Origin of the sequence: Pseudomonas yamanorum, assembly GCF_900105735.1 — a bacterium.
GTDB classification, from domain to species: domain Bacteria; phylum Pseudomonadota; class Gammaproteobacteria; order Pseudomonadales; family Pseudomonadaceae; genus Aquipseudomonas; species Aquipseudomonas yamanorum.
Genome location: NZ_LT629793.1, coordinates 3,566,665 through 3,593,243, shown reverse-complemented (window position 1 = coordinate 3,593,243; position 26,579 = coordinate 3,566,665). Strand labels below are relative to the sequence as shown.

The 26,579-nt window shown below is 61.1% G+C and carries 22 protein-coding genes; 13 read left to right on the top strand and 9 right to left on the bottom strand.

The window, feature by feature from the left end; all coding sequences use genetic code 11:
* Positions 1–78: 78 nt before the first annotated feature.
* The 8 genes from tssE (at position 79) to BLU46_RS16800 (ending at position 13,661) form a co-directional block, all read left to right on the top strand.
* Positions 79–594 carry a type VI secretion system baseplate subunit TssE gene (gene tssE, locus BLU46_RS16835; RefSeq protein ID WP_063034108.1) on the top strand — a complete coding sequence of 172 codons (516 nt, stop codon included), beginning with the start codon at positions 79–81 and terminating at the stop codon, positions 592–594.
* On the top strand, positions 591–2,450 hold the full coding sequence (gene tssF / locus BLU46_RS16830; protein ID WP_093203629.1) for a type VI secretion system baseplate subunit TssF: 1,860 nt from the start codon (positions 591–593) through the stop codon (positions 2,448–2,450). The genes tssE and tssF overlap by 4 nt, the downstream gene beginning before the upstream one ends.
* Entirely contained in the window at positions 2,414–3,457 is a 1,044-nt protein-coding gene (gene tssG, locus BLU46_RS16825; protein WP_063033827.1) for a type VI secretion system baseplate subunit TssG, read from the top strand. Before tssF ends, tssG begins: the two co-directional genes overlap by 37 nt.
* Positions 3,450–6,122: a type VI secretion system ATPase TssH gene (gene tssH / locus BLU46_RS16820; RefSeq protein WP_093203625.1), complete on the top strand. Its 2,673-nt coding sequence runs from the start codon at positions 3,450–3,452 to the stop codon at positions 6,120–6,122. The genes tssG and tssH overlap by 8 nt, the downstream gene beginning before the upstream one ends.
* A 158-nt stretch (positions 6,123–6,280) precedes the next feature.
* Entirely contained in the window at positions 6,281–8,221 is a 1,941-nt protein-coding gene (locus BLU46_RS16815) for a type VI secretion system Vgr family protein (protein WP_093203622.1), read from the top strand.
* 15 nt (positions 8,222–8,236) lie between these two features.
* Positions 8,237–8,671 carry a DcrB-related protein gene (locus tag BLU46_RS16810; RefSeq protein WP_063033824.1) on the top strand — a complete coding sequence of 145 codons (435 nt, stop codon included), beginning with the start codon at positions 8,237–8,239 and terminating at the stop codon, positions 8,669–8,671.
* 12 nt (positions 8,672–8,683) lie between these two features.
* On the top strand, positions 8,684–13,078 hold the full coding sequence (locus BLU46_RS16805) for an RHS repeat-associated core domain-containing protein (protein WP_093203617.1): 4,395 nt from the start codon (positions 8,684–8,686) through the stop codon (positions 13,076–13,078).
* A gap of 13 nt (positions 13,079–13,091) precedes the next feature.
* On the top strand, positions 13,092–13,661 hold the full coding sequence (locus BLU46_RS16800; RefSeq protein WP_063033822.1) for a hypothetical protein: 570 nt from the start codon (positions 13,092–13,094) through the stop codon (positions 13,659–13,661).
* Positions 13,662–13,742: 81 nt separating this feature from the next.
* On the opposite strand, the gene BLU46_RS16795 is transcribed toward BLU46_RS16800, so the two are convergent.
* From BLU46_RS16795 to BLU46_RS16785, 3 genes are all read right to left on the bottom strand, one after another.
* A complete protein-coding gene (locus tag BLU46_RS16795; RefSeq protein ID WP_003213368.1) occupies positions 13,743–14,018 on the bottom strand; it encodes an HU family DNA-binding protein in 276 nt (91 codons plus the stop codon).
* Between the two features lie 191 nt (positions 14,019–14,209).
* Entirely contained in the window at positions 14,210–15,358 is a 1,149-nt protein-coding gene (locus BLU46_RS16790) for an NAD(P)/FAD-dependent oxidoreductase (protein WP_063033821.1), read from the bottom strand.
* A gap of 48 nt (positions 15,359–15,406) precedes the next feature.
* The gene (locus BLU46_RS16785) at positions 15,407–15,574 is read right to left on the bottom strand and encodes a rubredoxin (protein ID WP_017476746.1); all 168 of its coding nucleotides are present in this window, start codon (positions 15,572–15,574) and stop codon (positions 15,407–15,409) included.
* A 196-nt stretch (positions 15,575–15,770) separates the two neighbouring features.
* Here BLU46_RS16785 and BLU46_RS16780 point away from each other — a divergent pair, with 196 nt between their 5' ends.
* Together BLU46_RS16780 and ubiA are read left to right on the top strand one after the other, a co-directional pair.
* Positions 15,771–16,334 (top strand): chorismate--pyruvate lyase family protein, encoded by a 564-nt coding sequence (locus BLU46_RS16780; RefSeq protein WP_063033820.1) that lies wholly within the window; start codon positions 15,771–15,773, stop codon positions 16,332–16,334.
* Positions 16,334–17,224, top strand: a complete 891-nt coding sequence (gene ubiA / locus BLU46_RS16775) for a 4-hydroxybenzoate octaprenyltransferase (protein ID WP_063033819.1) — start codon at positions 16,334–16,336, stop codon at positions 17,222–17,224. The genes BLU46_RS16780 and ubiA overlap by 1 nt, the downstream gene beginning before the upstream one ends.
* Before the next feature lie 32 nt (positions 17,225–17,256).
* On the opposite strand, the gene BLU46_RS16770 is transcribed toward ubiA, so the two are convergent.
* Complete coding sequence (locus tag BLU46_RS16770) at positions 17,257–17,637, bottom strand: COG4315 family predicted lipoprotein (RefSeq protein WP_063033818.1); 381 nt, start codon at positions 17,635–17,637, stop codon at positions 17,257–17,259.
* A 152-nt stretch (positions 17,638–17,789) separates the two neighbouring features.
* Between BLU46_RS16770 and phoB the strand changes: the two genes are divergently transcribed.
* From phoB to BLU46_RS16755, 3 genes are all read left to right on the top strand, one after another.
* Positions 17,790–18,479, top strand: coding sequence for a phosphate regulon transcriptional regulator PhoB (gene phoB / locus BLU46_RS16765; RefSeq protein ID WP_003195617.1), 690 nt, complete (start codon positions 17,790–17,792; stop codon positions 18,477–18,479).
* Between the two features lie 43 nt (positions 18,480–18,522).
* On the top strand, positions 18,523–19,845 hold the full coding sequence (gene phoR, locus BLU46_RS16760) for a phosphate regulon sensor histidine kinase PhoR (protein ID WP_063033817.1): 1,323 nt from the start codon (positions 18,523–18,525) through the stop codon (positions 19,843–19,845).
* A gap of 124 nt (positions 19,846–19,969) precedes the next feature.
* The gene (locus BLU46_RS16755; RefSeq protein WP_003213385.1) at positions 19,970–21,310 is read left to right on the top strand and encodes a hemolysin family protein; all 1,341 of its coding nucleotides are present in this window, start codon (positions 19,970–19,972) and stop codon (positions 21,308–21,310) included.
* 3 nt (positions 21,311–21,313) lie between these two features.
* Here the strand turns inward: BLU46_RS16755 and BLU46_RS16750 are convergent, their stop codons facing one another.
* The 5 genes from BLU46_RS16750 to pstA all read right to left on the bottom strand — a co-directional run bounded on the left by BLU46_RS16750 (position 21,314) and on the right by pstA (position 26,571).
* The gene (locus tag BLU46_RS16750) at positions 21,314–21,964 is read right to left on the bottom strand and encodes a M23 family metallopeptidase (RefSeq protein WP_093203613.1); all 651 of its coding nucleotides are present in this window, start codon (positions 21,962–21,964) and stop codon (positions 21,314–21,316) included.
* Positions 21,965–22,033: 69 nt separating this feature from the next.
* A complete protein-coding gene (locus BLU46_RS16745; RefSeq protein ID WP_093203609.1) occupies positions 22,034–22,933 on the bottom strand; it encodes a response regulator in 900 nt (299 codons plus the stop codon).
* A 124-nt stretch (positions 22,934–23,057) separates the two neighbouring features.
* Positions 23,058–23,819 (bottom strand): phosphate signaling complex protein PhoU, encoded by a 762-nt coding sequence (gene phoU, locus BLU46_RS16740; protein WP_063033814.1) that lies wholly within the window; start codon positions 23,817–23,819, stop codon positions 23,058–23,060.
* Positions 23,820–23,891: 72 nt separating this feature from the next.
* Complete coding sequence (gene pstB / locus BLU46_RS16735) at positions 23,892–24,725, bottom strand: phosphate ABC transporter ATP-binding protein PstB (protein WP_017476754.1); 834 nt, start codon at positions 24,723–24,725, stop codon at positions 23,892–23,894.
* A gap of 175 nt (positions 24,726–24,900) precedes the next feature.
* Positions 24,901–26,571, bottom strand: coding sequence for a phosphate ABC transporter permease PstA (gene pstA / locus BLU46_RS16725; RefSeq protein WP_017476755.1), 1,671 nt, complete (start codon positions 26,569–26,571; stop codon positions 24,901–24,903).
* Positions 26,572–26,579: the final 8 nt, after the last annotated feature.

The following is a 26,579-nucleotide window of genomic DNA, read 5'->3' as shown; positions in this document are numbered from 1 at the left end:
TTGCCCCTGTAGCCGCCACCCCAAGTGGCGGCTGCAAGCCCCCTGTTCCTCTCGCAACCCGTCCGTGGAGCTGCTTTGGTGGTAACTGAAATTGCTTCCCGCGATCGCCTGCAACCGTCCCTGCTGGACCGGTTGACCGACGATGACCCGACCAATCCCAAGGAAAGCGCCGACAAACGCGTGCTGTCCCTGAGCCAATTGAAAGCCTCGGTGCTGCGTGACCTGACGTGGCTGCTCAACACCACTTCACTGCTCAACGCCGATGCCACGCTGCACACACCGGCCGGTACTTCGGTGGTCAATTACGGGCTGCCTGCCCTGGCAGGCAACAGTGTCTCCAGTGTCGACGTCAGTGCCCTGGAAGCCTTGATTCGACAAGCTATCGCCACCTTCGAACCGCGTATCCTGCGTCATACCTTGCGGGTCAAGGCACGCGTGGGCCATGGCGAGATGAACCATAACGCCCTGAGTTTCGAGATCGAAGGCGACCTGTGGGCGCAGCCGGTGCCGTTGCGCCTGTTGCTGCAAACCGACCTGGACCTGGAATCCGGCCATGTGCGTGTGGTCAACGCCGACCAGCGGAGACGCCCATGAACCCGCGCCTGCTGGAGCTGTACAACCAGGAACTGCACCACGTGCGCGAAAGCGCCGCCGAGTTCGCCAAGGAATACCCGAAGATCGCCAGTCGGCTGACCCTGTCCGGCATGGACTGCGCCGACCCGTACGTCGAGCGTTTGCTCGAAGGCTTTGCGTATCTCACAGCCAGGGTCCAGCTCAAGCTCGACGCCGAGTACCCGACCTTCACCAACAACCTGCTGGAGATCGCCTACCCGCATTACCTGGCGCCGACCCCGTCGATGACCGTGGTGCAGTTGCAGGCCGATCCCGATGAAGGCTCCCTCACCAGTGGTTTTCCACTGCCCCGCGACACCGTCCTGCGCGCCGCGCTGGGTCGCGAAACCCAGACCTGCTGCGAGTACCGCACCGCGCACCCGGTGACGCTGTGGCCGTTGCAGGTCGCCCAGGCCGAGTACTTCGGCAACCCGTCCGCGGTGCTCGGGCGGTTGGCCGCCAGCGAACCCAAGGCCAAGGCCGGCCTGCGCCTGACCTTGCGTACCGGCGCCGAACTGCCGTTCAACAGCCTCGCCCTGGATAACTTGCCGCTGTACCTCAGCGGTGCCGACGAACAACCGTTCCGCCTCTACGAACAACTGCTGGGCAATGCCTGCGCGGTGTTCGCGCGCAAGCCCGGCGGTGATTGGGTGGAACGCCTGCCGCCGGATGCCTTGCGCTCCCGGGGTTTCGACGACGCCGATGCGGCAATGCCGGTGGTGCCTCGGGCATTCCAGGGCTATCGCTTGCTTCAGGAATACTTCGCCCTGCCCCACCGTTTTCTGTTCGTTGAATTCGCTGAGCTGAGCCGCGCAGTCAAGCGCTGTGACGGCCAGGAGCTGGAACTGATCGTGCTGTTCGACCGCCACGATCCGAGCCTGGAAGGCAGCGTCGGCAAGGCGCAATTCGTGCCGTTCTGCACCCCGGCGATCAACCTGTTTCCCAAGCGCGTGGACCGAATCCACTTGTCCGAGCGGGTCAACGAACACCATGTGATCGCCGACCGCACGCGGCCGATGGATTTCGAGATTCACTCCTTGAGCGGCATCACGGGCCACGGCACGGGACCGGAGCAGCCGTTCTTGCCGTTCTACGCAGTACGCGATCCGTCGCGCTATGGCCGTGACCAGGCTTACTACACGGTGCGCCGCGAACCCCGCGTGTTGTCCAGCGACCAGCGTCGCAACGGGCCGCGCTCCACCTATGTGGGCAGCGAAACCTTCGTCAGCCTGGTGGACACCCAGCAAGCGCCGTACCGCCATGACCTGCGCCAACTGGGCGTTACCGCACTGTGCACCAACCGCGATTTGCCGTTGTTCATGAGCGTGGGCAACGGCAAGACCGACTTCACCCTGGCCGACAGTGCGCCGGTCTTGGCCGTGCGTTGCGTCGCCGGGCCAAGTCGCCCGCGCGCCAGCCATGCCCATGACGCCAAGGCCTGGCGCCTGATCAGCCAGTTGTCGTTGAACTACCTGTCGCTGAGCGAGCAAGGCCAGGGCGCCGCCGCCCTGCGCGAATTGCTGCGCCTGTATGGCGACAGCAACGACGCCGCCCTGCAATTGCAGATCGAAGGCCTGCGGGAAGTCAGCAGCAAAGCGGTGACCCGCCGCCTGCCGATGCCCGGCCCGATCGTGTTTGGCCGGGGCCTTGAGATCACTCTGGAATTTGATGAAAACGCGTTCCGCGGCACCGGCGTGTTCCTGCTCGGTGCGGTGTTTGAACGGTTCCTGGCACGCTATGTGTCGATCAACAGTTTTACCGAGACGGTGATCCGTACCACCGAACGCGGCGAGATCATGCGATGGAAAGCCAAGCCCGGACGCCGTCCGACCCTGTGAGTACCCTGGATGCGATGCATCAGGAGCCCTGGGAATATGACTTCTTCCAGGCGCTGCGTCGTATCGAGTGCGAATCGCCGGAGCTGCCACGCCTGGGGCATTCCCTGCGCCTGGCGGATGATCCGCTGCGTCTCGGTCAGCAGGCCGATTGCACCTTTGCGCCGGCCACACTGGCCTCGGTCGAACCTGGGGCTGAAGGCCAGCCGGCACGGCTGGAGCAGTTCTTCTTCGGCCTCGGCGGCCCCAACGGCCCGCTGCCGCTGCACATCACCGAGTACGTGCGTGAGCGCCAGCGCAACAACGCCGACAGCACCAGCAAGCGCTTCCTGGATGTGTTCCACCACCGCCTGCTGACCCTGTTTTATCGGGCCTGGGCCGAGGCGCGGCCTACCGTCAGCCATGACCGCCCGGACGATGACTACTGGTCAGCGCGCCTCGCGGCACTGAGCGGTCGCGGTACACCGAGCCTGCTCAACCAGGGCCTGATCCCCGACACGGCGAAGCTGCATTACAGCGGCCACCTGTCGGCGCAAACCCGCTACCCGGATGGCTTGAAAGCGATTCTTGGCGAGTACTTCGGCCTGCCGGTGGAGATCGAAGAATACGTCGGCCAATGGCTGGAACTGCCCGAGCGCAGCCGCGTGAGTGTTAGCGCCAACCAGCTGGGCGTGGACTTTTGCCTGGGCAGCCACGTGTGGGACCGCCAGCACAAATTCCGTATCCGCCTCGGCCCGCTGAAGCTCGATGCCTACATGGGCATGCTGCCCGGCAGCCAGCCTTTCAACGAGCTGGTGGCGTGGGTCGCCGAGTACCTGGGCCACGAACTGGACTGGGACCTGAACCTGATTCTGCAACAACCGGAAGTGCCGGCCCTGCAACTCAACGGCCAGTTCCGCCTGGGCTTCAACACCTGGCTCGGCCAACCCGAGCATGACGCCAACGACCTAATCCTGGCCCGGCATTACGCCGAACACGCCAACACCTCAAGGAATCCAGAGCATGGGTGAAATCAGTCGCGCCGTACTGTTCGGCAAACTCAACAGCGTGGCCTACAAGGCCATCGAAGCCGCCACCGTGTTCTGCAAGCTGCGGGGCAACCCGTATGTGGAACTGGCCCACTGGTTTCACCAGTTGCTGCAACTGCAGGACTCGGACCTGCACCGCATCATCCGGCAGTTCAACGTCGAGCCCGCGCGCTTGGCCCGTGACTTGACTGAAGCCCTGGACCGCCTGCCCCGTGGCTCGACGTCGATCACCGACCTGTCATCCCATGTGGAGGAAGCGGTCGAGCGTGGCTGGGTCTATGGCAGCCTGATGTTCGGCGAAAGCCAGGTGCGCACCGGTTACCTGGTGCTGGGGATTCTCAAGACGCCAAGCCTGCGCCATGCGCTGTTGGGGTTGTCCGGTGAATTCGACAAGATCAAGGCCGAAGCCCTGAGCGAACGCTTTGACGAATACGTCGGCGACTCGCCCGAAAATGCACTGAGTGCCAGCGACGGTTTCAACGCCGGTGCTGTCCCGGGCGAGGCCAGCGGCGCCATGGCCCCGAGTGCGATGGGCAAGCAGGAAGCCCTCAAGCGCTTCACCGTCGACCTGACCGAACAGGCCCGCAGCGGCAAGCTCGACCCGATCGTCGGGCGTGACGAAGAGATCCGCCAACTGGTGGACATCCTCATGCGTCGCCGCCAGAACAACCCGATCCTTACCGGTGAAGCCGGTGTCGGCAAGACCGCCGTGGTTGAAGGTTTCGCCCTGCGCATCGTCGCCGGCGACGTGCCGCCAGCGCTGAAAGATGTGGAACTGCGCAGCCTCGATGTCGGCCTGCTGCAAGCCGGCGCCAGCATGAAAGGCGAGTTCGAACAGCGCCTGCGCCAGGTCATCGAAGACGTCCAGGCCTCGCCGAAACCGATCATCCTGTTTATCGACGAAGCCCACACCCTGGTAGGTGCCGGTGGCGCCGCCGGGACCGGTGACGCGGCCAACCTGCTTAAACCCGCACTCGCCCGTGGCACCTTGCGTACCGTGGCCGCCACCACCTGGGCCGAGTACAAGAAGCACATCGAAAAGGACCCGGCCCTGACCCGCCGTTTCCAGGTGGTGCAAGTGGCCGAGCCGTCGGAAGACAAGGCGTTGCTGATGATGCGCGGCGTGGCCTCGACCATGGAAAAGCACCATCAGGTGCAGATCCTCGATGAAGCCTTGGAGGCTTCGGTGAAGCTGTCCCACCGCTATATTCCGGCGCGTCAATTGCCGGACAAATCCGTGAGCCTGCTGGACACCGCCTGCGCCCGCGTCGCCATCAGCCTGCACGCCGTGCCGGCGGAAGTCGACGACAGCCGCCGTCGAATCGAGGCGCTGGAAACCGAGCTGCAAATCATCGCTCGCGAGCATGCGATCGGCATCGCCATCGGTGCGCGCCAGACCAACAGCGAAGCGCTGCTGAGCGCCGAACGCGAGCGCCTGGCCACCCTGGAAACCCGTTGGGCCGAAGAGAAAACCCTGGTGGATGAGTTGCTCGCCACCCGTGCAACCCTGCGCGAAAAAGCCGGTGTGGTGGACAGTGATGCGGGTAACCACAAGAGCGACGAACTGCGTGCAAAACTGGTCGACCTGCAACAGCGCCTCTCCACACTGCAAGGCGAAACCCCGCTGATCCTGCCGACCGTGGATTACCAAGCGGTGGCCTCGGTGGTCGCCGACTGGACCGGCATCCCCGTGGGCCGCATGGCCCGCAACGAACTGGAAACGGTGCTCAACCTCGACCAGCACCTGAAGAAACGCATCATCGGCCAGGACCACGCCTTGCAGATGATCGCCAAGCGCATCCAGACCTCCCGCGCCGGCCTCGACAACCCGAGCAAGCCGATTGGCGTGTTCATGCTTGCCGGCACCTCCGGCGTGGGCAAGACCGAAACCGCCCTGGCCCTGGCCGAGGCCATGTACGGCGGTGAGCAGAACGTCATTACCATCAACATGAGCGAGTTCCAGGAAGCCCACACCGTGTCCACCCTCAAGGGCGCGCCACCGGGCTACATCGGCTACGGCGAAGGCGGCGTACTGACCGAAGCCGTGCGGCGCAAACCCTACAGCGTGGTGCTGCTGGACGAGGTGGAAAAAGCCCACCCGGACGTGCATGAAATCTTCTTCCAGGTGTTCGACAAAGGCGTGATGGAAGACGGCGAAGGTCGGGTGATCGACTTCAAGAACACCTTGATCCTGCTGACCACCAACGCCGGTACCGAGCTGATTTCCCAGGTCTGCAAAGACCCGGCGAACATCCCCGAGCCCGAGGAAATCGCCAAGGCCCTGCGCCAGCCGTTGCTGGAGATTTTCCCACCGGCGCTGCTCGGCCGCCTGGTGACCATTCCGTACTACCCGCTGAGCGACGAGATGCTCAAGGCGATCACCCGCCTGCAACTCAACCGCATCAAAAAGCGCGTGGAGAACACCCACAAAGTCGCCTTCGATTACGACGACGAAGTCGTCGACCTGATCGTATCCCGTTGCACCGAAACCGAAAGCGGCGGGCGGATGATCGACACCATCCTCACCAACAGCCTGCTGCCGGACATGAGCCGCGAATTCCTCACCCGCATGCTCGAAGGCAAGGCGCTGGCGGGGGTGCGGATCAGCACGCGGGATAACGAATTGCACTACGACTTCAACGATTGACCTGACGGAATGCGATCAAAACTGTGGGAGCGGGCTTGCTCGCGAAGACGGCGTATCAGTTGATGCATCCGGTGACTGATTCACCGCGTTCGCGAGCAAGCCCGCTCCCACAGTTGGAGCCGGTTCCTACAGTTATTACGCAATTTACGGGTTAACCGATGTTATTCAACCAATCGTCACGCCTGGCCAAGATCACCAGCCCCCTGGGGCCGGATGTGCTGCTGCTCAATGAAATGGGTGGCGGCGAAGAGCTGGGGCGACTGTTCAATTTCGAACTGCAGCTGACCTCGCTGGACGCCAACATCGACCTCAACCAGTTGCTGGGCAAGCCCATGAGCCTGAACCTGCAACTGGCGGACGGTGGCGAGCGGCACTTCCACGGCATCGTCGCCCGCTGCAGCCAGAACATCGACCAAGGCCAGTTCGCCAGTTACCAGGTGACCCTGCGCCCATGGTTGTGGCTGCTGAGCCGCACCTCCGACTGCCGGATTTTCCAGAACCTGAGCATCCCGCAGATCATCAAGCAGGTGTTTCGCGACCTGGGTTTTTCCGACTTCGAAGACGCCTTGAGCCGCCCGTACCGCGAGTGGGAATACTGCGTGCAGTACCGCGAGACCAGCTTCGACTTCGTCAGCCGCCTGATGGAACAGGAAGGCATCTACTACTTCTTCCGCCACGAACAGGACCGCCACGTGCTGGTGCTGGCCGATGCCTACGGTGCCCACGCCAACGTACCCGGCTACTCCTCGGTGCCTTACTACCCCAAGGACGAGCAGCAGCGCGAACGCGACCATATGCACAACTGGCACCTGGCACAGGAAGTACAGCCCGGCTCCCTTGAGCTTAACGACTACGACTTCCAGCGCCCCAGCGCCAGCATCGACGTGCGCTCGGCCATGCCGCGCCCGCACACCGCCGGCGACTACCCGCTGTACGACTACCCCGGCACCTACGTCAAAAGCGAAGACGGCGAACACTACGCCCGCACCCGCATCGAAGCCCTGCAAACCCTGCATGAACAAGTGGAGTTCAGCGGCAACGCACGGGGCCTGGGTTCTGGCCACCTGTTCAGCCTCACCGGCTTCAGCCGCCGCGACCAGAACCGCGAATACCTGATCGTCGGCGCCCGCTACTACATCTCCCAGGAAAGCCTCGAAAGCGGCGGTGGCGCGCCTTCGGCCCAGTTCGAAAGCACCCTCACCTGCATCGACGCGCAACAGAGTTTCCGCCCACTGGCCAACACCTACCGGCCCATCGTCAAAGGTCCGCAGACGGCGCTGGTGGTGGGGCCCAAGGGCGAGGAAATCTGGACCGACCAATATGGCCGGGTGAAGGTGCATTTCTATTGGGACCGCCACGACCAGTCCAACGAAAACAGCTCGTGCTGGATTCGCGTATCGCAGTCCTGGGCCGGGAAAAACTGGGGCTCAATGCAGATTCCACGGATTGGCCAGGAAGTGATCGTGAGCTTCCTGGAGGGCGATCCGGACCGGCCGATCATCACTGGCCGGGTGTACAACGCCGAGCAGACGGTGCCTTACGACTTGCCGGAAAACGCCACCCAAAGCGGGATGAAAAGCCGCTCCAGCAAAGGCGGCACGCCGGCCAACTTCAATGAAATCCGCATGGAGGACAAGAAGGGGTTGGAGCAGTTGTACATCCATGCAGAGCGCAATCAGGACATCGTGGTGGAGGTGGATGAAAGTCATTCGGTGGGGCATGACCGGAACAAGAGTATTGGGCATAACGAGACGGTGACGATTGGTAATAACCGAACGCGCATCGTCAAGCAGGAGGATGTCCTCTTGGTGGGCCAGCGCAAAACCGACAGTATCAGCCAGAGCTACGTCATCGAAGTGGGTGAGAACCTGCGCCTGGTGTGCGGAGAAAGTATCCTGGAGCTGAATGCCAGCGGACAAATCAACCTGACCGGCGTGAATATCAGCTTCTATGCCAGCGGCGATGCCGAGTTCAACACCAAGGGCGTACTGCACCTGAACAATGGCCACGGCCCCGGCGCAACGCCCGATGGCCAGGGAATCAAAGGCAGCATCGACGCCAATATCAAAGCCGTGTTCCCCGCGCCCAAAACCTCCTGACGAGATGTGTTTGCCATGACGTACCGAATCAACGAACTCCAGTTTCAACTGCCTGCAGGCGAGCTGCAGGACGCGTCGATCAATATCCTCAAGTTCCCCGAGTTGGGCACTTCGTTGATCATTAGTCGCAGCTTGCTAAACGAAGGCGAAACCTTACACAGCAACTTCGACGACCAGCTCAAGCGCTTGGAAAAACAAGTGCAGGACTTACGCTGCCAACCGAGCGTTACCGTATGTTTGGGGGCCGCCCAAGAGGTGGAAGGTGTCGAACTGCGCAGCCAGTTCAACAAGGGTAATGACAAGGTGTTCCAATACCAATTGGCCTTGGTCTTGCCGGGAACGCGCAAGATGATAGCGTTGAGTTATGTGAAAGCGGACATGCTCGGTGATGCCGAGGCGGCGCACTGGGCAACCATTAAAAACTCGCTATCGTTCGACGCCATTTCCTGATGAGTTACCTGCATGTCTGACGCGCTATGGGCGGCCCGCATGGGCGATGCGCTTTCCCACACCTCGATGATGGCGGACATCCTAGGTGGTGTGCTGGAAATAGCGGCCAATATCGCGATCACTGCCGTGGCGACCGCCGCGGTGGTTGCCGCTACCGGCATTACCGTCGCCACCGGCGGGCTCGGCTGCTTTCTGCTGGGCGCGGTAGTGGGCACGATTGTCGGCCTCGCCATGAGCAAGAGCGGGGCGGACAAAGGCTTAACGAATCTATGCGACAGCTTCAGCAATGCTCTGTTTCCGCCCACGGTGCAGGCGAACATTCTCACGGGTTCCACCAACACTCTCACCAATAATATCCCCGCTGCCCGCGCCGCCGGGGCGATCAGCTCCCATGTCACACCAGCCGGCACCGAGCTGGAAGAAACCAAACCGGAACCCGAACCGGAAGCCAGTTATCTGGACATGGCCGCAGGCTTCTTTTCGCAGATGTGGCGGCCCACCGTCGCGACGCCGGCACCGGGCGCCGTGCCCAAGCCGCTGGATTTGGTGGTGTGCATGAAGCATCCGCCGATGCCGCCGCAGTTTCTTGCCGAGGGCTCGGAAAAAGTTACGGTCAACGGTCAGCCAGCTGTGCGCAGCGGTGACCGCAGTACCTGTGATGCAACGGTGGTGTCGTCCGGGCTAATCTCATCCAACGTGACCATTGGCGGCGGCTCAGTGGTCGTGCGTGAAATTCGCAGCGGCAAGACGCCGGGCGTTGGACTGGCAGTGACAGCACTGTTGATGCTCAAGGGCGGCAAGGGCAAGTTCTTTAGCAAGCTGCCTTGCATGCTGATCGGTGGGGCGACTTCGATGGCCGTCAGCAGTGCGATGGGCGCGCTGGCCAACGCGGCAATGGGCTCGTCTAATCCAGTACATGCTGCAACGGGCGCGAAAGTGCTGGGCGGTAGCGATGATTTGGATTTTGTACTGCCCGGCATTTTGCCAATTGACTGGCAGCGCTTCTACAACAGCCGTGATGAGCGTCCAGACAGCCTGTTCGGCAGGGGATGGAGCGTGCCCTACGAAGTCTGTGTCGAGATCCTGCCCCACCTCGAAGGCGGCGAAACGTTGGTGTATACCGACGAACAGGGCCGGCCTATCGACATGGGCTCGATTCCCTTGGGCGGCGCGGTGTTCAGCGCAGGTGAAGGGCTTGTCGTACGGCGGCATCTCAACGGGCAGTTGTTGATCGAGAGCGATGACGGCCTATATCGCCTTTTCGAACCTGCACCCGCCAATGCCTCGTTGCTACGTCTGAGCCAACTCGGCGACCGCAATGACAACCGTATCCACGTTGACTACGACGAAGCCGGTTGTTTGGTCCGACTGCGCGATACGTTCGATTTGGTACAAGTCGAACTGGTCCGCCATCAGCGAAACTTGACGAGAATCGAACGCCTCTACCCCGATCAACGCCGTGAAGTGCTGGTCAGCTATGACTACGACGTGGCTGGCAATCTGGCTGAAGTCCGCGACGCCACTGGGCAGATACAGCGACGTTTCGGGTACGACAGCGGTCGGCGAATGGTGGAGCATGAACTGTCCACCGGGCTGCGTTGCTTTTATGAATGGGCTTTGGTTGAAGGTTTGGAATGGCGCGTAGTCCGGCACTGGACCGATGAAGGTGACGCCTACCAGTTTGACTATGACTTGAAGACCGGTACTACACGCATCACCGACGGTTTGCAGCGTGTCAGCACACGGCATTGGAACGCGCAGCACCAGATCATCCGATACAGCGACAACCTCGACCAAACCTGGCTGTTCGAGTGGAACGACGAACGCCAGTTGCTCAGCGCCACTGACCCGCAGGGTGGCCGCTATGAATACAGCTACGATGAGGTCGGTAACCTGATCGGCGAAACCGACCCGCTGGGCCGCAGCGATTCAACGTTGTGGCTGGAGCATTGGGCGTTGCCGCTGGTGGAGACCGACGCCGCCGACAACAACTGGCAGTATCGCTACGACCCACGCGGCAACTGCATCGCCGAAACTGATCCATTGGGCTACGTCACTCGCTACCGCTATGACGACCACGGCCAGGTCGTGGAAATTACCGACGCCACCGGTAAAAGCAAAAAGCTGCTTTGGAGCCCATTCGGGCAACTGGTCGAGCATATAGATTGCTCGGGTTACCCAACTCGTTTCAGCTACGACGAGCGGGGCTATTTGCAGGTCATCACCGACGCCCTTGGTGAGCGAAATCAATTCAGCTACGACGCCCGGGGAGGCTTGCTCGAAACCCGCCTGCCAGATGGGCGAACTCAACAGTACCAACGCAACGCCAGCGGCCAAATGGTGGGTTACACCGACCCGGCCGGGCATACCACGCTCTACCAGCACAACCGCCGCGGCCAGATTCGCCAACGTACCGACACTCATGGTCGGCAGGTGCAATTCGGATATGACAGCTACGGGCGACTGCAGGCGCTGATCAACGAGAACGGCGAGCGTTATCACTTCGCGTGGGATGCAGGCGACCGCTTGGTTGAACAGCAGGACCTCGACGGCAGTGCAAAACGCTACGACTACGACACGCTGGATAACATCACGGCGATGACGGCCATTCCAGCGCCTTATGGCAGTGGCCTGGCATTAGTCCCCGAGGCACCGCCGCCCCCTATCGTCCATCAAATGGAGCGCGATGCGGTCGGCCGATTGGTGGCCAAAACCACAGACGATGGTCGCACCGAGTACAGCTACGATGCCGTGGACCAACTCACGGCCGTCACCTTCACCGACCTGCAAGGCAACACCCAGGCATTAGGTTTCGCCTACGATCCGCTCGGCCAGTTGCTCGCAGAACAGAGCTCGGCGGGCAACCTGCAACACCACTACGACGAACTCGGCAACCTGATCCAGACCCAACTACCAGACGGTCGCTGGCTCAATCGCCTGTATTACGGCAGCGGCCATCTGCACCAAGTCAACCTGGACGGCCAGGCCATCAGCGACTTCGAGCGAGACCGCTTGCACCGCGAAGTGCTGCGTACCCAAGGCCAACTTAGTACCCGCAGCGAATACGACCGCAGCGGCCGCCTACGCTCACGCCAACGCCGCCTTACAGGTCAGCCATCGTTAATGCCAGCGGCGGCGCAAAAGCGGTTCGAGTACGACCCCGCCGATAACCTGATCGGCAAACTTGAGCAGCAACCCGCCGCGCAACACAGTCAGTTGCTGCACTACGACGCCACCGGCCGCATCATCGCCAGCCAGGACAGCCTGTACGGCCAGCGCGAAACCTTCGCCTACGACGCCGCAGCCAACCTGCTGGATGGCCCGCAGCCGGGTGCCGGGCTCGTGGTGCATAACAAGCTGCTGACCTATCAGGACAAGCGTTACCGCTACGACGCCTTTGGTCGGATGATCGAAAAACGTAGCGCCAAGCGAGGGGTTCAGCGCTTCGCCTATGACGCAGAAAGCCGATTGGTTGAAGTGCTCAATGAAAACGGCAGCGTGGTCAGGATGACCTATGACCCCCTGGGCCGTCGCATTGAAAAGACCGAGCATGGCAGCGATGGGTACCCACTAGGCGAAACCCACTTCACGTGGGACGGCCTGCGCCTGTTGCAGGAGCACAAGCACAGCCAGACCAGCCTTTATGTTTACGAAGATAACGGCTACGAACCGCTCGCCCGCATCGACGGCATGGGACCGCTGCAAAAGATTCGCTACTACCACAATGACCTGAATGGCCTGCCGGAACAGCTGACCGAGGCCGATGGGCACAACGTTTGGCAGGCGACTTATCGGGTATGGGGCAATACGTTGGAAGAGGTACGCGAGCCTTATTACATTGAGGAGCAGAACCTAAGGTTTCAGGGGCAATACCTGGATAGGGAGACCGGACTGCATTTCAATACGTTCAGGTTTTATGATCCGGATGTGGGACGGTTTACTACGCCGGACCCGATTGGCCTTCAAGGTGGGCTCAATCTCTATGCCTACGCAGACAACCCACTCACCTGGCTGGATCCGATGGGGTGGGCACCGACCCCACTGAACAAGCCCGGATTCTATGTTTACGGGCTTTACGAACCCGGAGCAGAAAAACCCTACTACATTGGCCATACCGAACAACTGCCCGCGACGCGTGAAGGGCAGCACGCAAGGTCAACAAGACTCGGAAATGCTAGATTGGAAGTGCTTGAAGGACATGACGGAAAGATGACCTACAGCCAAGCCAAAGGTTACGAACAAGCTTATAGGGAAAAATACAAAACCAAGGGTAAATTCCCGAACAACGTGATCGAACCTATTAACAAAAACCGTACGGACAAACGCGGAAAAAGCCACTACAAACACTATCGGGCCGCCGCCAAAGCGCTGGGAATCAAGCCCAGCAAAATCAAATCATGCTCATGACGGAGAGCGCCCTATGAAGATCCTGAAGTCACCCAAACCGGGCGATCTTTTCTACATTCCTGCCGTCGATGCTTCAGAGACGCCGGGATTCGTGATTGCCCGTTATATTGAGTTGATCCCACCTGCGCTAGGCCATCTGGTCGAGGTGTTCGCCCGGTTTTATACTCATATACCCAGCTCTATCGCTGAAGTAGACACTTCACATCGTCTCTTCAGACCTATTTTCTGCAGCATGCGCTTTTCCGATATCCCGCGCTGGAAGATTCTCTTTAGCGATCCAGATTATAAAAAAACTTCTTCCAACTATGAGTCCATCCAATTTGCCTTCGGCTCCAAAATCTGGATTGGTGCCCACATTCAAGCTGCAACACCTGAGCAACTCTCCGGCGTCGAACCCTCTATCTGCTGGCGCATGGATCATATTATCTACCGCGTTATAGCTCATTTGCGCCATGCACTGAACGAGAACGACTGTATGGGGCACTTCGAGTTACCCGAGGACTTGCGCGTTGGTAACGACGTTGCACTTGAACGTGTAAATAAAGCAGCGCATAGCATGCAAGAACTGTTCGACGACAAATAAAAATGGGCACCCGACCCAGTCGGCGTGCCCATTTTTTATCCCGCGCTCACACTCGCATGTGCGTAGCGCAGGCTTCTTTACTTACGGATTGACGCTGTCTTTAAGCGACTTGCCTGGCTTGAACGCAACGGTGTTGCTCGCCTTGATTTTCACCGGCTCGCCGGTTTGCGGGTTTTTGCCGGTGCGGGCGCCGCGGTGGCGCTGCAGGAAGGTGCCGAAGCCCACCAGGGTGACGCTGTCCTTGCGATGCAGCGCGCCGGTGATTTCTTCGAGTACGGCGTTGAGTACGCGGTTGGCCTGTTCTTTGGTCAGGTCTGCTTTTTCAGCAATAGCGGCTGCGAGTTCTGGTTTACGCATAAGTGAAGCCTCTTTGACGGTTTTTTGTTGTTATGTCCGTGCTGCTCTCTTTCGGAGCAGCGCCCAAGGCGCCGCAGGCTCTACTCTGCGGCAGACGGGAGTGAGGATGGCATGCCATCGGGGCCTGCGCCAGTCTCACGGCGACCTTTCTACGGTCAAAATGATGCTTATTCCGACAGAACGACCAGCATTTACGCCAGTAGCGGCGGAAGTTCTTTGTTAAGGGCCAGTTTCTCCATCACGGCTGTGCCGGTTAGGGCGTAACCCAGCAGGCGGCCACTGGCGTCGCGGCACAGGGCCTTGATGTCGCCGCCCTGCCCTTCGACGCTCCACACGCCTTCGGTACCCCGTGGCGGGGGCGAGACGACCAGTGGGCAGATCGGGGTCTTTACCGTGACCGGCATCGGGCCGTAGCTGACGGCCGTCGCGTTGCCCGCCAGGGTCTGGGCCAGGGCGCGGGCGCAGCTCATCAGCGGCATCACGTACAGCAGGTTCAGGCCATCGACCTCGGCGCAGTCGCCCAGGGCGTAGATGTTGGCGTGGGAGGTCTTGAGGTGGCGGTCCACCATAATCCCGCGGTTGGTCTGCAAGCCGGCAGCGGCGGCCAGATCGACACGCGGGCGCAGGCCGATGGCAGACACCACCAGGTCACACTGGATCACTTCGCCATCAGACAGGTGGGCTTCCAGGCCGTCAGCGGTGCGTTGCAGGCGATTGAGCACCGGGCCCAGGTGGAAACGCGCCCCCAGGCCTTCAAGGCCGGCCTGCACCGCCGCAGCCGCCGCCGGGTGCAGCAGCGTCGGCATGACTTGCTCGCACGGCGCCACCAGGTCGATCTCGTAGCCGCCGAGGATCAGGTCGTTGGCGAACTCGCAGCCGATCAGCCCGGCGCCCAGCAGCAGCACCCGGCGCTTACCGGCCGCAGCGGCACGAAAGCGTGCGTAGTCTTCAAGATCGTTGATCGGGAAAATCAGGTCGGCAGCGTCGCCCTGTACCGGCACCCGCACAGTTTCTGCGCCCCAGGCCAGGATCAGGTCGCGGTAGATCACCGCTTCCTCACCGATCCACAAGCGCTTGTGGCCCGGGTCGATGCCGCTGATGCGGGTGTGGGTGCGCACTTCGGCCTTCAGTTGCTCGGCCATGGCACCCGGTTCAGCCATGCTCAGGCCATCGGCTTCCTTGTTCTTGCCAAAGCCGGTGGAGAGCATGGGCTTGGAGTAGGAGCGCCCGTCATCTGCGGTGATCAGCAACAGCGGGGTTTCGCTATCGAGTTTGCGAAACTCCCGAGCCAGGTTGTAACCGGCCAAACCCGTGCCGACGATCACGACAGGTGCGTTCATTCCTTTCTCCTTGTAGTACGGTTCTTTAATTGCGTCTTAAATCAGCAATCAGCCGATTTCGATCATTTCGAAATCCATTTTGCCTACGCCGCAGTCCGGGCACAGCCAGTCTTCGGGGACGTCCTGCCACAGGGTGCCCGGGGCGATGCCGTCATCCGGCCATCCGTCTTTTTCGTCGTAGATCAGGCCACAGACGATACATTGCCACTTCTTCATTACTCGCTTCCTCAGGGTCCAGGCGTACTGGCCGACGGTCGATAGATCCAGCCTTGCCGTGCGGCTCAGGGCGTTTTGTACTGATCGGCACGCGCAGATGCAAGCATGATCGACGCATGGGCCTGGCGCGCTCCGGCAAAAGTCCAGGGCACCATGGTAAGCTCGCCGCCTCATTAACTGCCAATAATGACCCTCCGTGCCGCATTCAAACGCCCTTTCCGATGCTTGCCGATGGCTGACCCAGAGCCTTCTGAGCCCACTGCCCGCGCCGCTGACACTCAACTGGCTGTTCGATGAAGGTTCGCTGACCCGGCGCCTGACGCGCCTGTCCAACGATGGCTTCAGCGTGACGCCGCTGTTCGAAGGCTGGCAACCGCTGCGTGACGACGAATGCGCCACCCTGGACTTGCCCGCCGCCAGCATCGGCTGGGTGCGCGAGGTGTATTTGCGTGGCCATGGCCAGCCGTGGGTGTTTGCCCGCAGCGTGGCCGCCCGCAGCGCCTTGCAGGGCGACGGCTTGCACATGGACGAGTTGGGCAGCCGGTCGTTGGGGGAGTTGCTGTTTTGTGACCACGCCTTCACTCGCCAGGCCATCGAGGTGTGCCGCTACCCACGGGAATGGCTGCCCGTGGCGGACCAGGTCGATGACCTGTGGGCGCGCCGCTCGCGCTTTGATCGCGGGCCGCTGAGCGTGCTGGTGGCTGAAATCTTCCTGCCGACCCTGTGGCAAGCCGTGCACGACCATCCGGAGCGTTTCTGATGTACCAGCGCCTGCTCAAATCCCTGAATCGCTTGAACCCGAGGGCCTGGGACTTCATCCAGTTGACCCGCATGGACAAGCCCATCGGCATCTATCTGCTGCTGTGGCCCACGCTGTGGGCGCTGTGGATTGCCGGCAAGGGTTCGCCATCGCTGCTCAATATCGCGATCTTCGTGCTCGGCGTGATACTCACCCGGGCCGGTGGTTGCGTCATCAATGACTGGGCTGATCGCAAGGTCGATGGTCACGTGAAGCGCACCGAACAGCGGCCGCTGGTGAGCGGCAAGATCAGCTCGAAAGAGGCGCTGGTGTTCTTCGCGGTGCTGATGTTCATCAGCTTCCTGCTGGTATTGCTGACCAATTCCATGACGATCTGGCTGTCCCTGGGCGGCCTTGCGTTGGCGGCCAGTTATCCGTTCATGAAGCGCTACACCTACTACCCGCAGGTGGTATTGGGCGCGGCGTTTTCCTGGGGCATGCCGATGGCGTTCACCGCCGAGACGGGCAGCCTGCCAGCCGCGGCATGGCTGTTATACATCGCCAACCTGTTATGGACGGTGGGGTACGACACCTATTACGCCATGACCGATCGTGACGATGACCTGAAAATCGGGGTCAAATCCACCGCCATTCTGTTTGGCGATGCGGACCGGGTGATCATCCTGACGTTGCAGAGCCTGGCACTGGTTTGCCTGTGGCTGGCGGGCATGCGTTTTGAGCTGGGGGGCTGGTTCCACCTCGGTTTGCTGGCGGCGGCCGGGTGTTTTGCCTGGGAGTTCTGGTACACCCGGGACAAGGACCGCCTCAAATGCTTCAAGGCGTTTTTGCACAACCACTGGGCCGGGTTGGCGATTTTCGTCGGGATTGTGGCGGACTATGGGTTTCGGTGAAGGGCCACGCCCCTCACCGCTAGCGGGTTGACTCAGGGCTTGGCGACCTTCCAGGCCCCGTCCATTTTGCCTTCGCCGGTCATGTCACCGGCCTTCTTGTCCATGACGAAGGTGTAGAGCGGCTTGCCGCTGTAGGCCCACTGGCTTTTCTGGTCGTCACGGGTGATGACGGTCCACTTGCCCATGGGCTTGTCGGTGGATTCGGCCATCAATGGCGGCCAATTGGCGGCGCACTTGTCGTTGCACATGGATTTGCCATCAGCGTCCTTGGCAAAGGTGTAGAGGGTCATGCCTTTGTGGTCCACCAGCATCCCGTCCTTGGTCATCGCCGGGTCTGCCGCAAACGCCAGTGTCGGCAGCGTTAACGCGGCCGTTACCAGCAGGGCTTTCCAGGAAAAAGTACTGTGAGTCATGGGAACCTTCCTTTTGTGGTTGTCAGGATTCGGACCCAAAGCGTAGTCCAGAGAGGCAAGGATTGCCCAAGCGACTAAATTACTGTCACACGACTGCAATAATTCCGTTATCTAATGCGGCGCAAGACAGTTAAATGACAAGAGGATTTAGCATGGTTGGCAGGAGCATTCTGATCGTTGACGACGAAGCGCCCATTCGCGAGATGATCGCCGTTGCGTTGGAAATGGCCGGCTATGACTGCCTGGAGGCGGAGAACTCCCAGCAGGCCCATGCCATTATCGTCGACCGCAAGCCGGACCTGATCCTGCTGGACTGGATGCTGCCCGGCACCTCCGGCATCGAGTTGGCCCGCCGCCTCAAGCGTGACGAGCTGACCGGGGATATCCCGATCATCATGCTCACCGCCAAGGGCGAAGAGGACAACAAGATCCAGGGCCTGGAAGTCGGCGCCGATGACTACATCACCAAGCCCTTTTCCCCACGGGAACTGGTCGCCCGTCTGAAAGCCGTTCTGCGCCGTGCCGGCCCAACCGATGGCGAAGCGCCTATCGAAGTCGACGGCCTGATTCTGGACCCTATCAGCCACCGCGTGACCATCGACGGCAAACCCGCCGAGATGGGCCCCACGGAATACCGCCTGCTGCAATTCTTCATGACCCATCAGGAGCGCGCCTACACCCGCGGCCAACTGCTGGACCAGGTCTGGGGCGGCAACGTGTATGTGGAAGAGCGCACCGTCGACGTGCATATCCGCCGCCTGCGCAAAGCCTTGGGCGACGCTTACGAGAATCTGGTACAAACCGTGCGCGGCACCGGCTACCGATTTTCAACCAAAGGCTGAGCCAGACTGAACTGCACAGACAGCTGAAAGGACGCGTGTTCAAGTGAATCAAAACTGGTATGGCACCCTGATCCGCCACATGCTCCTGTTGATCACTGGCTGCCTGCTGGTGGGCCTGGTCAGCGGCTATTACGGCTGGAGCCTGGCCGTCGGCCTGGGCGTCTACCTGGGCTGGACCCTCAAGCAATTGCTGCGCCTTCACGAGTGGCTGCGCCAGCACAAACCTGATGAAGCACCACCCGACGGTTACGGCCTGTGGGGCGAGGTGTTCGACAGCATCTACCATCTGCAGCGCCGCGACCAACGCGTACGCGGGCGCCTGCAAGCGGTGATCGATCGGGTGCAGGAGTCCACGGCCGCGCTGAAAGACGCCGTCATCATGCTCGACAGCGACGGCAACCTGGAATGGTGGAACCGCGCCGCAGAAACTCTGCTGGGCCTCAAGACGCCCCAGGACAGCGGCCAGCCGGTGACCAACCTGGTGCGCCACCCACGCTTCAAGGAATACTTCGAGCAGGACAACTACGAAGAAGCCCTGGAAATCCCGTCACCGACCAACGACCGCGTGCGTATCCAGCTGTACCTGACGCGCTACGGCAATAACGAACATTTGATGTTGGTGCGTGATGTCACGCGCATCCATCAGCTGGAACAGATGCGCAAGGATTTCGTCGCCAACGTCTCCCACGAGCTGCGCACGCCGCTGACGGTGATCTGCGGTTATCTTGAAACTCTGCTCGATAACGTTGAAGACGTGAACCCGCGCTGGACCCGCGCCCTGCAACAGATGCAGCAGCAAGGCTCGCGCATGCAAACCCTGCTCAACGACCTGCTGTTACTGGCCAAGCTGGAAGCCACCGATTACCCCTCGGACAACCACCCGGTACCGGTGCAAAGCCTGTTGCAGACCATCAAGAGCGACGCCCAGGCATTGTCCGGGCAGCGTGAACAGCAAATTACCCTCGAAGCCGACCCGTCGATCCTGCTCAAAGGCAGTGAGGGCGAGTTGCGCAGCGCGTTTTCCAACCTGGTGTTCAACGCCGTCAAATACACCCAGGACAAAGGCAACATCCGCATCCGCTGGTGGGCCGACGACCAGGGCGCGCACCTCAGTGTGCAGGACTCCGGGATGGGCATCGACGCCAAGCACTTGCCGCGCCTCACCGAGCGCTTCTACCGTGTCGACTCCAGCCGCAACTCCAACACCGGCGGCACCGGGCTCGGCCTGGCCATCGTCAAGCATGTGTTGCTGCGCCATCGCGCGCGACTGGAAATCAGCAGTGTGTTGGGCCATGGCAGTACCTTTACCTGCCATTTCCCGCCGGCACAGATGACACGTTCACGGGTCATTCATCAGGACGAGTGACCCTCCACCCGGCAGCCGCCACTAGGCAAGCGCCCCGTCAGCCGCTACATTGGCGGACTTGCGCCTGCCTTTCAGGCCCACCTGCTCACCCTTTTTGATTAGACGGAACCCGCAAAACCCCATCATGGACCCTTCCCCTGGCATCACCCTCGCGACACTCTTCGCCGACTTCGGCATGATTCTTTTTGCACTGATCCTGGTACTGCTCAACGGCTTTTTCGTTGCGGCGGAATTTGCCATGGTCAAACTGCGCTCGACCCGGGTCGAGGCCATCGCCCACAAGAACGGCTGGCGCGGGCAGATCCTGCGCACCGTACACAGCCAGCTCGACGCGTATCTGTCGGCCTGCCAGCTGGGTATCACCCTCGCCTCCCTGGGCCTGGGCTGGGTCGGCGAACCGGCCTTTGCGCACATCCTCGAGCCGTTGCTGGGCGCGATCGGCGTGCAATCGCCGGAAGTGATCAAGGGCGTGTCGTTCTTTGCCGCCTTCTTCGTCATCTCTTACCTGCACATCGTGGTCGGTGAACTGGCGCCCAAGTCCTGGGCCATTCGCAAGCCCGAGTTGCTGTCGCTGTGGACCGCCGTGCCGCTGTACCTGTTCTACTGGGCCATGTACCCGGCGATCTACCTGCTCAACGCCAGTGCCAACGCCATCCTGCGCATCGCCGGCCAAGGCGAGCCTGGCCCGCACCACGAGCACCATTACAGTCGTGAAGAACTGAAACTGATCCTGCACTCCAGCCGTGGCCAGGACCCGAGCGACCAAGGCATGCGTGTACTGGCCTCCGCCGTGGAAATGGGTGAACTGGAAGTGGTGGACTGGGCCAACTCCCGGGAAGACCTGGTAACCCTGGACTTCAACGCCCCGCTCAAGGAAATCCTGGCGCTGTTCCGTCGCCACAAGTTCAGCCGCTACCCGGTGTACGACGCCGTGCGCAACGAATTCGTCGGCCTGCTGCACATCAAGGACCTGCTGCTGGAACTGGCGGCCCTGGACCACATTCCCGAGTCGTTCAACCTGGCCGAGCTGACCCGCCCACTGGAGCGCGTATCGCGCCACATGCCGCTGTCGCAACTGCTCGAGCAGTTCCGTAAAGGCGGCGCGCACTTCGCCCTGGTGGAAGAAGCCGACGGCAAGGTCATCGGCTACCTGACCATGGAAGACGTGCTGGAAGTGCTGGTAGGCGACATCCAGGACGAACACCGCAAGGCCGAGCGCGGCATCCTCGCTTACCAGCCGGGCAAATTGCTGGTGCGTGGCGACACGCCGCTGTTCAAGGTGGAGCGCCTGTTGGGCGTAGACCTGGATCACATCGAGGCCGAAACCCTGGCCGGACTGATCTACGACACCCTGAAGCGGGTGCCGGAAGAGGAAGAAGTGCTGGAAGTCGAAGGCCTGCGCATCATCATCAAGAAGATGAAAGGGCCGAAGATCGTGTTGGCCAAGGTGCTGCTGCTGGATTAAGCCTTACCGCGTGCCCAATGCAAAATTGGGCAACGCCTGCACCGGCTGGTTGAATTCATAGGGAATCGACACCAGCCCCGACGCCGTCGTGCGCTGCACCACAAAATGCAGATGCGGCCCGCTGCTGTTGCCGGTATTGCCCGACAACGCCAGCGGGCTGCCTACCGCCACGCGCTGCCCTTCCCTGACGCTGACCGACCCTTGCTTGAGGTGCAGGTACACGCCCTGGGTGCCGTCATCGTGCTGGACCCGCACGAAATTGCCCGATGGATCACTGCCACGCCCGGATTGGGTGTTCTCGGTTTTCAGCACCACACCTGCGCGTGCCGCAATGATCGGCGTGCCTTCGGGCATGGCAATGTCCATCGCATAGCGGCTTTTGAGCTCGGAGTGGCTGAAGGTGCCGTTGGGGCCTTGGGTGAGACGGAACGGCCCGCCGCGCCAGGGTAATGGATAGCGATAGGATGCGGGCTGCAGAGGGAATACAGGCTTGGGAATCACCCGCTCCTGATACACAAACGCCTGCGCTCCGGGCGTGTATCGGTCGCTGAAGACCACAGCGCCGTCAGCGTCGATGGATTTGTAGAGGGTCATGGACATCGCCGGCATGACGACGGCGAACAGTCCACAGAACAGCAGTGAGCGCACGAGCATCGGGTTGGCCTGCCAGGGACGACTGAATGGCAGGCTAACAAGGGATCATGACAGTGCTATGTGGGCCTATCACGCACCCGGCACAAAATGCTTCTGTGCTGTCCCGCGGGCGATCAGCCGCGAGATGTAGTCGAGCTTCTGCGCATCCTGGTCGATAAACCGGAAGGTCAGTTGCAGCCAGTCACTGTCAGGCTTGGGTTCGTAGGCGACAACAGCGTGCAGGTAGCCGTTAAGACGGGCCACCTCGGCGTTTTCGCCCTGCTCCAGGTCGAGCACGGCGCTTTCCAGGACCTGAGGCAGGATTTCACCGCGACGCACCACCAGCAGCGCCTCCTTGATGCTCAGGGCTTTGATCACACATTGCTGGGTGCCACTGGACAGGCGCAGTTGGCCCTGGCCACGACCACCGGCTGGCGACGCTGCCACAGCAGCCTGCACCGGCTGGTTGTTGAGCAGGCCTTTGCTCGGTGCGGCCACCGGAGCCGGCTTGAGCGCTTCAGGCTTGCCGCCGGTGAGGGCGCTCAGGGAGTCGTTGCCGAACGCCGAGTTCATCTTGGTCGGCGCGCTGGCGATCAGCGCGTCGAGGCGGCCGATCTTGTTCAGTGCCTGCTTGACCTTGTTCAGCAACTGCTCGTTGGTGAAGGGCTTGCTGACGTAGCCGGAAACCCCGGCCTGGATCGCCTGCACCACGTTTTCCTTGTCGCCACGGCTGGTCACCATGACAAACGGCATGGCTTTGAGATGAGGCTGCTCACGGCACCAGGTCAACAGTTCCAGGCCGGACATTTCCGGCATTTCCCAGTCGCACAACACCATGTCGAAGGTTTCGCGCATCAGGATGGCCTGGGCCTTTTTGCCGTTCACCGCGTCTTCGATCTTGATTCCCGGGAAGTAGTTACGCAGGCACTTCTTCACCAGGTCGCGAATAAACGAGGCGTCATCCACCACCAATACACTGACTTTGCTCATCGACCCTTCATCCTATAAAAACCCCGGCAAGCATAACGCTTCGCTGATGGCGTTTTGCCAAAAATTCCAACGCCACAAACGAAAACGCCCGACCAAAGGCCGGGCGTTTATTTCTCGGGCAATCTTACTTATCGTCAGGAACGCCCGGAACATTAGGGATTTGATCGGTTGTGCCTTCAACTTCTGCTTTCATGCGCTTGAGACCCATGTGCCGCACGTCGGTACCGCGGACCAGGTAGATCACCAGTTCCGAGATATTGCGCGCGTGATCACCGATACGCTCCAGCGAACGCAGCACCCAGATGATGCTCAATACCCGCGAGATAGAACGCGGGTCTTCCATCATGTAAGTCGCCAGCTCGCGCAGGGCGGTCTTGTATTCGCGGTCGATGATCTTGTCGTACTGGGCCACCGACAACGCCAGCTCGGCGTCGAAGCGGGCAAACGCGTCAAGGGCGTCGCGAACCATGTTGCGCACCTGGTCACCGATATGACGCACTTCCACGTAACCGCGCGGCGCTTCGCCTTCCTCACACAACTGGATGGCGCGGCGAGCGATCTTGGTGGCTTCATCGCCGATACGCTCCAGGTCGATCACTGACTTGGAAATGCTGATGATCAAACGCAGGTCGGACGCCGCCGGCTGACGACGGGCCAGGATGCGCAGGCATTCTTCGTCGATGTTGCGTTCCATCTGGTTGATCTGGTCGTCGATCTCGCGCACTTGCTGGGCCAGGCCGGAGTCGGCCTCGATCAGCGCAGTAACCGCGTCGTTGACTTGCTTCTCCACCAGACCGCCCATGGCCAGGAGGTGGCTGCGCACTTCCTCAAGCTCGGCGTTGAACTGCGCGGAGATGTGATGGGTAAGGCCTTCTTTGCTAATCATGTTGGCGTCCTTGGAACGTCCAGTAAGGTGCGGTCGACCGCAGCATCAGTTCAGTGAGCAACCCGCTACCTGCTAGCCATATCGACCGGTGATGTAGTCTTCGGTCTGCTTCTTCGCCGGGTTGGTGAACAGGGTATCGGTGTCGCCAAATTCCACCAGTTTGCCCATGTACATGAACGCGGTGTAGTCGGAAACCCGTGCCGCCTGTTGCATGTTGTGGGTCACGATGACGATGGTGAACTTGGATTTGAGTTCGTAGATCAGCTCTTCGACTTTCAGCGTGGAGATGGGGTCGAGTGCCGAGCAGGGTTCGTCGAGCAGCAGTACTTCCGGCTCCACGGCGATGGTACGGGCGATCACCAGACGTTGCTGCTGGCCGCCGGACAAACCGAGGGCCGACTCGTGCAGGCGGTCCTTGACCTCGTCCCACAGTGCCGCGCCTTTCAATGCCCACTCAACGGCTTCGTCGAGGATGCGCTTCTTGTTGATGCCCTGGATACGCAGGCCGTAGACCACGTTTTCATAGATGGTCTTGGGGAACGGGTTGGGCTTCTGGAACACCATGCCCACCCGGCGGCGCAGTTCGGCCACGTCTTCGCCCTTGCGGTAGATGTTGGTGCCGTAGAGGTTGATCGCGCCCTCGACGCGGCAGCCGTCCACCAGATCGTTCATCCGGTTGAAGGTGCGCAGCAGGGTCGATTTGCCGCAACCGGACGGACCGATGAAGGCGGTCACGCGCTGCTTCGGGATGTTCATGCTGACGTCATACAGCGCCTGCTTGTCACCGTAGTAAAGGCTCAGGCCAGGGACTTCGATGGCCACGGTTTCCTGGGCCAGGCTCAGGCTCTGCTTGTCGCGACCCAGGGCTGACATGTTGATGCCGTGGGAATGGGTTTCATGTTGCATGGGATGCTCCCTGTGCTACCAATTCGTTTCGTTGAACCGCCGGGGCGGCTTACTCAAAATCTGTGTCTACCGCTAACCCTGTGGGAGCTGGCTTGCCTGCGATGGCATCACCGCGGTGTACCTGTTCAACCTAGTCGCCTGCATCGCAGGCAAGCCAGCTCCCACAGGTGCCCGCTTAACTGTCCAACGCTTTGTATTTTTCGCGCAGGTGGTTACGAATCCACACTGCCGACAGGTTGAGCGTGGCGATCACCAGCACCAGCAGCAGCGCGGTGGCGTACACCAGCGGCCGCGCGGCCTCGACGTTGGGGCTCTGGAAGCCGACGTCATAGATATGGAAGCCCAAGTGCATGATCTTCTGGTCCAGGTGCAGGTACGGGTAGTTGCCGTCCACCGGCAGCGACGGCGCCAGTTTCACCACACCCACCAGCATCAGCGGCGCCACTTCACCGGCGGCGCGGGCCACGGCGAGGATCATGCCGGTCATCATCGCCGGGCTGGCCATCGGCAGCACGATCTTCCACAGCGTTTCCGCCTTGGTCGCCCCCAGTGCCAAAGAACCTTCACGTACGGTGCGAGGGATCCGCGCCAGGCCTTCTTCGGTGGCCACGATCACCACGGGTACCGCCAGCAGCGCCAGGGTCAGGGACGCCCAGAGCAGGCCAGGCGTACCGAAGGTCGGTGCCGGCAAGGCTTCGGCGAAGAACAACCGGTCGACCGAGCCGCCCAGTACGTACACAAAGAAGCCGAGGCCGAATACGCCGTAAACGATGGCGGGTACACCGGCCAGGTTGTTCACAGCGATACGGATGATCCGCGTCAGGGTGTTCTGCTTGGCGTATTCACGCAGGTACACCGCCGCCAGCACGCCGAACGGGGTCACGATCATCGCCATGATCAGGGTCATCATCACGGTGCCGAAGATCGCCGGGAAAATCCCGCCTTCGGTGTTCGCTTCCCGCGGGTCGTCGCTGAGGAATTCCCAGACCTTGCTGAAGTAGAAGCCGACCTTGGTCATGTAACCCATGGCGTTCGGCTGGTAGGCATGCACCACCTTGCCGATGCCGATTTCGATTTCTTTGCCGTTGGCATCGCGGGCGGTGAGGCTGTCGCGGTTGAACTGGGTGTGCAGGTCCGCCAGGCGGGCTTCGATGTCTTTGTAGCGGTTGTTCAGTTCGGCGCGGCCGCTGTCCATGTCGGCCTGGGCGGTGGCGTCCAGCTTGCCTTCCAGCTCCAGCTTGCGACCGTGCAGGCGGATGCGTTCGAGGCCAGCGTTGATGGCGCCGATGTCGGACTTCTCAAGGGTCTTGAGCTGGGCCGCGAGCTTGTTGACGCGGTCCACACGGGCTTGCAGTTCCGGCCAGGCCGCTTCGCCTTCAGCGATGACCTTGCCGTCCTGCTTGACGTTGACCAGGGTGCCGTAGAAGTTGCCCCACTCACGACGCTCGATGGCCATCAGTTCGACCGGCTTGGTCTGGTTGGTCAGCCACTCGCCGACGATCCAGGTGAAGTCGTTGCCGTTCAGGTCACGGTTGCCGACCTTGATCAGCTCGCGAGTCATGAACTCCGGGCCTTGGTCTGGCACCGGCAGGCCAGCGCTTTTCAGGCGCTCGCGAGGCACTTCCTCTTTCTGCACCACTTCGCCGACAACGATGTGATTTTCCTGGCCCGGCACGTTGTAGCTGGCCTGGATCAGGTCGGCCGGCCAGAAGTGGCCCAGGCCACGCACTGCAATCACGGCCAGCAAACCAATGGTCATGATGACCGCGATGGACACCGCGCCACCGCTGATCCAGACGCCCGGGGCGCCGCTCTTGAACCATCCATTCAGGGAGTTCTGTTTCACAGACTTCT